This is a genomic window from Kitasatospora sp. NPDC056800 (assembly GCF_042789775.1).
Lineage (GTDB): Bacteria > Actinomycetota > Actinomycetes > Streptomycetales > Streptomycetaceae > Kitasatospora.
Genome location: NZ_JBHUAL010000100.1, coordinates 25812 through 32336, shown reverse-complemented (window position 1 = coordinate 32336; position 6525 = coordinate 25812). Strand labels below are relative to the sequence as shown.

Here is a 6525-nt window from a genome sequence, read left to right as displayed (position 1 = left end):
GGGGTGGGGCCGGCGGTTGGGGCGCGTTCCGCGGGGCCGCCGCCCGTCGGGGGGGGGCCGGGCGGCCCGCCGCCGGGGCTCCGACCGAGGGCCCCGCCGGGACGCCGGTCACGGACCCTGCCGGGGCTCCGGCCGCCGACTCTGCCGGGCCGCCGGCCACCGACCCTTCCGGGGTGCCGACCACAGCCCCCGACACCACGCCCGACGCTTCCCCCGTCACCGAGAAGGACACCTGATGAGCAGTGCCACCGACCGTGACCTCGACTGGCTGTTGGAGAACCTGCTGGCGGCGACCCCCGGCACCCGGCACGCCCTGGTGCTCTCCGCCGACGGCCTCAAGCTCTGCCACACCGCCGGTCTGAGCACCGACCAGGCCGACCAGCTGGCCGCCATCGCCTCCGGTCTGCAGAGCCTGGCGCACGGCGCCTCGATCGAGTTCGGCGACGGCAGCGGCGGCGTGCGGCAGTCGATGACCGAGTTCCACGGCGGCATCCTGTGCATCGTGGCGGCCGGCGAGGGCGCGCACCTGGCGGTGGTCACGGACGACGACGCGGACGTCGGCGTGGTCGGCCACAACATGCACGGCCTGATCGAGCAGATCGGGGTCCACCTCAGCGCGCCCGCCCGGGCGGCGGAAGGCGAGGCCGCGCAAGAGAGCGCGGTCATATGAGCGCGCGGAGCGAGCGGACGGTCGAAGGAGTCGCGGGGGTCGCGGGGGTCGACGCCCCCGCCGCGCGGAGCGAGGTGGGCGGATGAGTCCGGGGCCGGTGCTGCCGGGGCGCGACGACGACCCGGACCGCCTCTACACCATCACCCGGGGCCGCAGCCGTTCCCCGGAGAACGCCTTCGACCTGGTGACCCTGATCGTCGCCGAGCGGCAGCCGGCGCCCGGGATGCAGTCGGAGCACGCCCGGATCCTGCGGATGTGCGAGGCCCCGACCGCCGTGGTGGAGGTGGCGGCGGAACTGGCGCTGCCGGTCTCGGTGGTGAAGATCCTGCTCGGCGACCTGCTGGAGTCCGGGGCGGTCACCGCCCGCCACCCCCGGTTCGCGCCGAACAAGGCCCGGCTGCCCGACCTCGACACGCTGAAGCAGGTGCTGCATGGCCTTCAACAGCTCTGACGTCTCGCCCGTCGGCGGCGTCCGGACCGCTGTGGAGGCCCGGCCCGCCGGCGCCGTTCAGGCTGCCGCTGACGTCCGGCCCGCCGGTGCCCGCACCCCGCTGCGGGCGACGGCCGACAACGCGCTGAAGATCGTCGTGGTCGGCGGCTTCGGCGTGGGCAAGACCACCCTGGTCGGCTCGGTCAGCGAGATCCGCCCGCTGAACACCGAAGAGGTGATGACCAAGGCGGGCGAGGGCATCGACCCGGCCGGCGCCTGGGGCAAGCGCTCCACCACGGTCGCCTTCGACTTCGGCCGGATCACCCTCTCCGAGCGCCAGGTGCTGTACCTGTTCGGCGCGCCCGGGCAGGAACGTTTCTGGTTCCTCTGGGACCGCCTGTTCAGCGGCGCCCTGGGCGCGGTCGTCCTGGTGGACACCCGGCGCCTGGAGGACTCCTGGTACGCCATCGACCGGCTGGAGCACCACGGCACGCCGTTCATCGTGGCCCGCAACAACTTCGGCGAGCCGGGCCACACCCTGGAGCAGGTCCGCGAGGCGCTGGACCTGCCGGCCGAGGTGCCGCTGGTGGACTGCGACGCGCGCGACCGCGAGTCCGGCAAGCGGGTGCTGATCGCCCTGGTCCACCACCTGGCCGCCTTGGCCGGGGCCGACGAGGCCGCCCTGGCCGGTGCCGACGGAGCCGTCCTGGCCGGTGCCGACGGAGGCGTCCCGGCCGCTGCCGCCGGGGAGGACGAGACGGCCCCCGCCGCGCGGCCAGCCCCGGCCGGGCCCCGCACCGCGATCTACGAGGAGAGCACCCCGTGACCGAGCCCGCCGCCACCCCGCCCCCGGGCTGCCCGGCGCACGCCGGCGCCACGCCGCTGTACGGGCCGCGCTTCCAGACCGACCCGTCCCAGCTCTACCGCGAGCTGCGCGCCGCGCACGGCCCGGTCGCCCCGGTCGAGCTGGCCGGCGGCGTGCCCGCCTGGCTGGTCATCGGCTACCGCGAGCTCCAGCAGGTGACCGGCCGGCCGCAGCTGTTCGGCCGCGACTCCAGCCGCTGGCACGCCTGGGCGACGCTGCCCGCCGACTGGCCGCTGAAGCCGATGATGGCCCCCGTCCCCTCGATCCTCTACGCCGAGGGCGAGGAGCACGTCCGGCGTTCGCGCGCGGTCACCGACGCGCTGGCCGGGATCGACCCGTACGAGCTGCGCAAGCACGCGGAGGAGATCGCCGACGGTCTGATCGACGAGTTCGCCGGGCGCGGCGAGGCCGACCTGGTCGCCGAGTACGCGCACCGGATGCCGCTGCTGGTGCTGTGCCGGGTGCTCGGCCTGGACGAGGAGCAGGCGCCGCAGTTGATCGCGGCGCTGCTGGCCATGCTGGACGGCGGCCCGGACGCGCCGGCCGGCGCCCAACGGCTGCTGGAGCTGATGCTCGCGCTGGTCGAGGAGAAGGCCGAGCACCCGGGCGCCGACGTCGCCTCGCGGATGCTGGCGCACCCGGCCGGGCTGACCCACGACGAGGTGATGCGCGACCTGCGGGTGCTGCTGATCGCCGGGCACCAGCCGAGCTCGTACTGGATCTCCAACACGCTGCGGCTGATGCTCACCGACGAGCGGTTCGCGGCCTCGCTGGCCGGCGGCCGGCGCAGCATCAGCCAGGCGCTGAACGAGGCGCTCTGGGAGGACACCCCGACCCAGATCTTCGCCGGACGCTGGGCGGTCCGCGACACCCAGGTGGGCGGCCAGCGGATCGGCGAGGGGGACATGGTCCTGCTCGGCATCGCCGGGGCCAACGCCGACCCGGCCGTCCGGCAGCCGGACGGCCGCCCGGCGGAGGGCAACCGGGCGCACCTGAGCTACTCGTACGGCGAGCACGGCTGCCCGTTCCCGGCCCAGGAGGCGGCCGAGGTGATCGCCACCACCGCGATCGAGGTGCTGCTCGACCGGCTGCCGGACCTGCGGCTGGCGGTGGCCGAGCACGCGCTGGTGTGGCGGCCGTCGGCCTGGGTGCGCGGGCTGGTGGCGCTGCCGGTCTCGTTCACCCCCGGCCACCCGGCCTGATCCACCCGCACCCGCCGTTCGAAAGAGCCGCGAAGCCCCTCGAACGCCCTCGAAACCTCCGAAAGGCTTCGGCTGTTTTCGAACGGCTTCGAACGGCTTCGAAAGGCTTCGAGAGAGCTTCTCCAGAGCTTCGAAAGAGAGACGTCGATGACCGCTGCCCCGGCCCGAATCGCCCTCGACCCGCTGGCCCGCGACAACGCGGCCGAGGGCGCCCTGCTGCGGGCCGCCGGCCCGGTGGTGCCGGTCGAACTGCCCGGCGGGGTCGCCGCCTGGGCGGTGACGCGGCACGCCGCCGCGCGTGACCTGCTCACGAACGCCCGGCTCGTGAAGGACGCCGCGCACTGGGCGGCCTACCAGCGCGGCGAGGTCCCGAAGACCTGGCCGCTGATCGGCCTGGCGGTGCCCGGCCCGAGCATGGTGACCACCGACGGGGCCGAGCACCGCCGGCTTCGGGCACTGGTCGCGCAGGCCTTCACCCCGCGCCGGGTGGAGCTGATGCGTCCGCGCGTCGAGGAGATCACCCACGCGCTGCTGGACGCCCTGGCGGCGGGCGAGCCGCTGGTGGACCTCAAGACGGCCTTCGCCTTCCCGCTGCCGATGACGGTGATCTGCTCGCTGCTGGGCGTAGCGGAGTCGGACCACGGCCTGCTGCGCGACCTGTACGAGCGGTTCTTCGGCATCAAGCCGAACCCGGAGGGCATCCAGGCGACCGTCGCCGGGCTGAACGCCTTCGTCAACGGCCTGGTGGCGCAGCGCCGTTCGGCTCCCGGCGAGGACCTGGCGAGCGTGCTACTGGCGGCCGACACGGAGGGCGGGGCGCTGAGCGACGCGGAGGCGGCGGCCACCCTGCGGGTGATCATCGCGGCCGGCCACGAGACGACGGTGAACCTGATCGGCAACGCGGTGCGGGCCCTGCTGGCCCACCCGAACCAGCTGGAACTGGTGCGTTCGGGACAGGTGTCCTGGGACGCGGTGGTGGAGGAGTCGCTCCGCTGGACACCGCCGACCAGCAACTTCCTGTTCCGGTTCGCCGCCGAGCCCATACCGGTCGGCGAGGTGGTGATCCCGGCCGGCGAACCGGTGCTGGTCTCGTACAACGCGATCGGCCGCGACCCGCTCCAGCACGGGGTGACCGCCGAGGTCTTCGACATCACCCGGGACCCGTCCCGCCACCTGTCCTTCGGCCACGGCCCGCACGTCTGCCCGGGCTCCCCGCTGGCCCGGCTGGAGGCGGGGGTCGCGCTGCCCGCGCTGTTCGAGCGCTTCCCGGGGCTGTCGCTCGCGGTGCCGGACGCGGACCTGCGGCCGAGCCCCTCGCTGGTGGTCAACAGCCTGCTGGAGCTGCCGGTGCGGCTCTTCTGACGTTCGGTCATATCGCAAGGCCCCGGCTGGATTTGCGGTGGATGTCCGATTGGACGTCCGGCTGAACGTCCGGTCGGGGCCTTCGGCTTCCGGTCGCGGGTCACGGTCGGGACACCGGCTTGTGAAGGTCGAACGGGGACCTTGGCGGGGGGCGGCGGCTGCGTTAACGTCTTCGATCAGTCCGGCCGCCGTCCGCTCGTGATCCCGCTCGTGATCCCGTTCCGCGAATCCGTTCCGCGATTCCGTTCCCGTGAACCTGTCCGCGATCCCCGTGTAGGCCCATCTCCGGTACAGCGCAATGTCGTTCAGCCCACCGTCGGCAGCATGCCCTGGCGAGGAGAACCGCATTGACCCTCAACCCGACCGCGCCGCAACCGAGTTCCCGCCGCCGTCTGGCCGCCGTGCCCGTCCTGGTGGCGGCACTGGCGCTGACCGCGGCCTGCTCCAACAGCTCCGGCGGTTCGGGTGGCGGCGGAGGCGGATCGGCCGCCTCGCTGTCCGGCGACTGCGCCAGGTACCAGCCGTACGCCGGACACTCGGGCACCACCGTGACGATGTTCGCCTCGATCCTGAGCCCGGAGTCGGACAACCTGGAGAAGTCCTGGGCCGAGTTCAGCAAGTGCACCGGGATCAGGATCAGCTACGAGGGCTCGAACGACTTCGAGTCCCAGCTGCCGGTCCGGGTCTCCGGCGGCAACGCCCCGGACTTCGCGATCATCCCGCAACCGGGCCTGCTGGCGCAGATGGTGAAGAGCGGCAAGGTGGTGAAGCCGCCCGCCCAGACCGTTGCCAACCAGGACAAGTGGAGCCCGATCTGGAAGACGTACGGCTCGGTCAACGGCACCTACTACGCGGCCCCGATGAGCGCCAACATGAAGTCCCTGGTCTGGTACTCGCCGAAGGCCTTCACGGCGGCCGGCTACGACGTGCCCAAGACCTGGACCGACCTGATGGCGCTCAGCGACCGGATCGCCAAGGCCGGCGGCGCCAAGCCGTGGTGCGGCGGCATCGCCTCCGGGACGGCCACCGGCTGGCCGGCCACCGACTGGCTGGAGGAGGTGGTGCTCGGCTCGTACGGCGGCGAGGTGTACGACCAGTGGGTCGGCCACCAGGTGAAGTTCTCCGACCAGAAGATCACCACCGCGATGAAGACGGTCGCCGACTGGATGCAGAACCCGGCCTGGGTCAACGCGGGCTTCGGTGACGTGAAGTCGATCGCCACCACCACCTTCCAGGACGCGGGCACGCCGATCCTGAGCGGCAAGTGCCTGATGCTCCAGCAGGCCTCCTTCTACGAGGCGCAGTGGCCCAAGGGCACCAAGGTCGGCCCGGACGGGGACGTCTTCGCCTTCCACCTGCCCGCGGTGAACCCGTCGGTCGCCAACCCGGTCGAGGGCGGCGGCGAGTTCCTGGCGGCCTTCTCCGGGCGGCCCGAGGTGCAGGCGGTGCAGAACTACCTGTCCAGCTCGGACTGGGCGAGCAGCCGGGTGAAGACCGCGAGCGGCTGGGTCTCGGCCAACCAGGGCGTGGACAAGAGCCTCTACACCGACCCGATCGACAAGCTGTCGGCGGAGGCGCTGACGGACCCGTCGGCGACCTTCCGCTTCGACGGCTCCGACCTGATGCCGGCCGCCGTGGGCGCCGGGCAGGAGTGGAAGTCGCTGACCGCCTGGTTCGCCGAGGGGCAGTCGATCCAGAAGACCGCCGCCGACATCGACGCCGCCTGGCCGCAGTAGCCGGGCCGTCCGTCCTGCTCGGTTCCGGGACTGGTTCCGGGGCTGCTCTCGGAGCCAGAACCGGAGTTGGAGTGGGAGTCGGAGTTGGACCCGGAGTTGGCCCTGGCCCCGGTTTCGGTCCTGGGTCCGGCGCCGGCCTCCGGGGCCGACACCGAGGAGCCGGTTCCCGGGGGTCGGGCACACCGAGGACCACCTGTCGAGGGCGGGGGGGGGGCCACCCCCCCCCCCCCCCCCCCCCCCCACCCCCCCACCCCCCGAGG

The 6525-nt window shown here is 73.3% G+C and carries 6 protein-coding genes; all 6 read left to right on the top strand.

The genetic code is table 11. The features are described from left to right. Positions 1–235 precede the first annotated feature (235 nt). The 6 genes from ACFRQN_RS22110 to ACFRQN_RS22085 all read left to right on the top strand — a co-directional run bounded on the left by ACFRQN_RS22110 (position 236) and on the right by ACFRQN_RS22085 (position 6265). Positions 236–670: a roadblock/LC7 domain-containing protein gene (locus ACFRQN_RS22110; RefSeq protein WP_049653112.1), complete on the top strand. Its 435-nt coding sequence runs from the start codon at positions 236–238 to the stop codon at positions 668–670. A gap of 82 nt (positions 671–752) precedes the next feature. Then, positions 753–1121: a DUF742 domain-containing protein gene (locus ACFRQN_RS22105; RefSeq protein ID WP_049653110.1), complete on the top strand. Its 369-nt coding sequence runs from the start codon at positions 753–755 to the stop codon at positions 1119–1121. Between the two features lie 31 nt (positions 1122–1152). Then, positions 1153–1926 (top strand): ATP/GTP-binding protein, encoded by a 774-nt coding sequence (locus tag ACFRQN_RS22100; RefSeq protein ID WP_380741625.1) that lies wholly within the window; start codon positions 1153–1155, stop codon positions 1924–1926. Further along, positions 1923–3167, top strand: a complete 1245-nt coding sequence (locus ACFRQN_RS22095; RefSeq protein WP_380741622.1) for a cytochrome P450 — start codon at positions 1923–1925, stop codon at positions 3165–3167. The genes ACFRQN_RS22100 and ACFRQN_RS22095 overlap by 4 nt, the downstream gene beginning before the upstream one ends. Positions 3168–3314: 147 nt before the next feature. Continuing rightward, a complete protein-coding gene (locus tag ACFRQN_RS22090) occupies positions 3315–4529 on the top strand; it encodes a cytochrome P450 (protein WP_380741621.1) in 1215 nt (404 codons plus the stop codon). Positions 4530–4876: 347 nt separating this feature from the next. Next, positions 4877–6265, top strand: coding sequence for an ABC transporter substrate-binding protein (locus ACFRQN_RS22085; RefSeq protein ID WP_380741620.1), 1389 nt, complete (start codon positions 4877–4879; stop codon positions 6263–6265). Positions 6266–6525 lie beyond the last annotated feature (260 nt).

Coding starts and splice junctions, on each gene's coding strand:
- ACFRQN_RS22110 (WP_049653112.1), top strand. CDS start 236: ATGAGCAGTGCCACCGACCGTGACCTCGACTGGCTGTTGGAGAACCTG.
- ACFRQN_RS22105 (WP_049653110.1), top strand. CDS start 753: ATGAGTCCGGGGCCGGTGCTGCCGGGGCGCGACGACGACCCGGACCGC.
- ACFRQN_RS22090 (WP_380741621.1), top strand. CDS start 3,315: ATGACCGCTGCCCCGGCCCGAATCGCCCTCGACCCGCTGGCCCGCGAC.